The sequence below is a fragment of the Micrococcus sp. KRD077 genome (assembly GCF_017168505.1).
Lineage (GTDB): Bacteria > Actinomycetota > Actinomycetes > Actinomycetales > Micrococcaceae > Micrococcus > Micrococcus luteus.
The window spans coordinates 1-3,060 of the sequence record NZ_JABFAZ010000034.1 but is presented as its reverse complement, the minus strand read 5'-3'; the positions used below and the strand labels follow the sequence as shown (position 1 = coordinate 3,060).

Genomic DNA, 3,060 nt, shown 5'->3' with positions numbered 1-3,060 from the left:
GCGTGAGGCCCTGCAGGTGTGGGTGAACCACTACAACTACCATCGGCCTCATACCTCCTGCGGGGACGCCCCGCCAACCTCGTTGGCCCCGGCACGAGTCAACAACGTCATGACCTCTTACACCTAGGATGCCGCGCATGAGCACCCTGCGTCGCCTCGTCGTCACCGCCGACCCCGCCCTCCTCGTCACGGACGCGCCCCCGGTCGGCGTGCCGGACGACGCCGAACGGCTCATCGACGACGGCCTGCTGGGCTGGCGCTTCGCCGCGGACGAGTGGGCGGCGGCCCCGGAGCCGAGCTCCGGGTGGGACGTGCTCACGCTGCCGGCGGCGGTCGCCGCCGCGCCGGTGCCCCTCGTGGTGACGGACGTGGACTCCACGCTGATCCGGCAGGAGGTCATCGAGCTGCTCGCCGCCCACGCCGGCCGCGAGGCCGAGGTCGCCGAGGTGACGGAGCGGGCGATGCGCGGTGAGCTCGACTTCGCCGCCTCGCTGCACGCGCGCGTCGAGGCGCTCGCGGGGCTGCCCGTGGGCGTCGTGGCGGATGTGGTGCGGGCCATCCGGCCCACCGACGGAGCCCTCGCGCTGATCGAGGCCGTCACCGCGGCCGGCGGCCGGGTGTGCGCGGTCTCCGGTGGCTTCACCCAGGTGCTCGCCCCGCTGGCCGAGGCGTGGGGCGTGCACGCCTACTGCGCCAACGAGCTCGAGGTGCGGGACGGGCACTTGACCGGGAGGGTGCTCGGCGACGTCGTGGACCGCGCGGCGAAGGCCGCCATGCTGCGCGCCTGGGCCGAGGACGCAGGGCTCACCCCCGAGCAGGCCGTCGGCGTGGGCGACGGCGCCAACGACATCGACCTGCTCGAGGCGGCCGGCTGCGGCGTGGCGCTGTGCGCAAAGCCGATCCTCCGGGAGCACGCGGACGTCGTCGTCGACGTGCCCTCCTTCACCCCCCTGCGGTGGCTCCTGGGTCTCTGAGGCGCCCGCGCCCGGAGGTCACGAGGGCCGGATCCCACGGATCCGGCCCACGTCGTCAGGGGTGTGGTGCGGTTCAGTCCTGCCCGAGGAAGTCCTCGGCGCCGCCCACGAGCTCGGTGTGGCCGACCTCGAGGTCGTCGCGGCCCACGAGGGAGGCGATCTCGGCGGCGAACTCCTCCACGGAGTAGAGCTTGCCGGCGGCCTCGCGGCGGGCCTCGATGGCACCGGGCTCGGCGCGGTCGAGCAGGGTGGCGGTGATGGTGCCCTCGATCATGTCGCCGGAGACCACCACGAAGCCCACGCCCTTCTCTGCGAACGCGGGGATGCGCTCGCGCAGGGCGTCCTCGCCGGCGCGCTTGGAGCGGGCCACGGGCTCGTAGGAGTCCATCGTGGCGACCTCGTCGATGAAGTGCGCCTGGTGGGAGGTCACGAACACGATCTGCCCGCCGGCACCCATGCGCTCGAGCGCGGCGTCGGCCAGCGCGGCCTGGGCGTCACGGTTGAGCTTCAGGGCGTAGTCCTCGCCGAACTGGGACTCCATGCCGCCCGAGGCGTTGAGCACGAGCACGTCGAGCGAGCCGAAGTGCTCCACGGCGGCGTCCAGCAGCGCGGCCCGATCCTCGGCGACGGTCACGTCGCCGCCCACGGCCACGGCGCGGCCGCCGGCGTCCTCGATCCTCTGCACCACCTTGTTCGCGCGCGGCGCCTTCTGGCGGTAGTTCACCACGACGCCCGCGCCGCGGGCGGCCAGCAGCTCGGCGGTGGCGGCTCCGATGCCGCGGGAGGAGCCGGTGACGACGACGCCGCGTCCGGCCAGGTCCTGCTCGGTCATGTTCTGTGCTTCCTGTCTGCTCAGCGGTCGGTGGTCGTCAGTGGCCCATGCCCAGGCCGCCGTCCACGGGGATCACGGCCCCGGAGATGTACGCGGCCTCGTCCGAGGCCAGCCAGCGCACGACGCCGGCCACCTCCTCCGGGGCGGCGAAGCGGCCGGCCGGGATGGACGTCTTGTACTGGGCCTTGAGCTCGTCGTCGAGGGACTGCGTCATCTCGGTGTCGATGTAGCCGGGGGCCACGACGTTCGCGGTCACGCCGCGCGCGCCGAGCTCGCGCGTGATCGAGCGGGCCATCCCGACGAGGCCGGACTTGGAGGCGGCGTAGTTGACCTGGCCGGGCGAGCCGAGCAGGCCCACCACGGAGGAGACCAGGACGATGCGTCCGCGCTTCAGGCGCATCATGCCCTTGGTGGCGCGCTGCACCACGCGGAAGGCGCCGGTGAGGTTCGTGTCGATCACCGAGGTGAAGTCGTCCTCGGACATGCGCAGCAGCAGCTGGTCGTGGGTAATGCCGGCGTTGGCCACGAGCACCTCGACCGGGCCGTGGACCTCCTCGACCTCGCGGAAGGCCGCGTCCACGGAGGCCGCGTCCGTCACGTCGGCCCGGACCGCGAGGACCCCCTCCGGCCCCTCCCCCGAGCGGGAGGTGATGGCCACCCGGTCGCCGTGCGCGGCGAACGCCCGGGCGATGGCCAGGCCGATGCCGCGATTGCCCCCCGTGACGAGGACGCTGCGGCCGGCGGCCTGCGCGTCCGCTGCGGGCGTGGTGGTCTGATCGGCCATGGGAACACCTTCCGGACGGGACGGGACTAGACTGAAGCACCGGCGCGGCGCCGTCGACGCCGTCCTGCGGGACGCCGCCGAGGGCGGGCGCGCCGGCATGTGAACCACCACTCTACGTCCGCGGCCACGCGGGGGCCCTCCGCAGGGCGCGACGTGCCAGGAGGATGCGCCATGACCAGCTCCGCCGCCGGCTCCCGAGCCGGCCGTCCCGCCCGCGCCGGGCGCGGGACGACACCGGAGGTCCAGGGGGTCACCACCGCCGCCGCCGGCCGCAGCGCGGACCGGGAGGCGCGCATGAAGGTCTACCTGGTCCAGATGCTGCTCCGCACCGCCTGCTTCGTCGCCGCGCTCTTCACCCACGGCTGGTGGCAGCTCGGGTTCATCCTCGGCGCGGTCGTGCTGCCCTACGTCGCCGTCGTGCGCGTGAACAACACCGGCCCGCAGCAGGCCGGCACCCTGCGCGCCGTGCC

The 3,060-nt window shown here is 74.0% G+C and carries 5 protein-coding genes; 3 read left to right on the top strand and 2 right to left on the bottom strand.

Translation table 11 applies throughout. The annotated features are described in order from the left end of the window. Both J1M39_RS08690 and serB read left to right on the top strand, forming a co-directional pair. Positions 1 to 127 (top strand): integrase core domain-containing protein (locus J1M39_RS08690; protein ID WP_206496681.1); only part of this gene is annotated, 127 nt, incomplete at its 5' end. Between the two features lie 10 nt (positions 128 to 137). Then, the gene (gene serB / locus J1M39_RS08685; RefSeq protein ID WP_061867251.1) at positions 138 to 974 is read left to right on the top strand and encodes a phosphoserine phosphatase SerB; all 837 of its coding nucleotides are present in this window, start codon (positions 138 to 140) and stop codon (positions 972 to 974) included. Between the two features lie 73 nt (positions 975 to 1,047). Here serB and J1M39_RS08680 read toward each other — a convergent pair whose 3' ends face one another. Then, on the bottom strand, positions 1,048 to 1,806 hold the full coding sequence (locus J1M39_RS08680; RefSeq protein WP_123243847.1) for an SDR family oxidoreductase: 759 nt from the start codon (positions 1,804 to 1,806) through the stop codon (positions 1,048 to 1,050). Positions 1,807 to 1,843: 37 nt separating this feature from the next. Beyond that, positions 1,844 to 2,590, bottom strand: a complete 747-nt coding sequence (locus J1M39_RS08675; RefSeq protein WP_036315234.1) for a beta-ketoacyl-ACP reductase — start codon at positions 2,588 to 2,590, stop codon at positions 1,844 to 1,846. Positions 2,591 to 2,761: 171 nt separating this feature from the next. Here J1M39_RS08675 and J1M39_RS08670 point away from each other — a divergent pair. Continuing rightward, positions 2,762 to 3,060 (top strand): DUF3099 domain-containing protein (locus J1M39_RS08670; RefSeq protein WP_206496682.1); only part of this gene is annotated, 299 nt, incomplete at its 3' end.

Excerpts from the sequence above, each read along its gene's own strand:
- J1M39_RS08675 (WP_036315234.1), bottom strand. The coding sequence starts at position 2,590 with ATGGCCGATCAGACCACCACGCCCGCAGCGGACGCGCAGGCCGCCGGC.
- serB (WP_061867251.1), top strand. The coding sequence starts at position 138 with ATGAGCACCCTGCGTCGCCTCGTCGTCACCGCCGACCCCGCCCTCCTC.
- J1M39_RS08680 (WP_123243847.1), bottom strand. The coding sequence starts at position 1,806 with ATGACCGAGCAGGACCTGGCCGGACGCGGCGTCGTCGTCACCGGCTCC.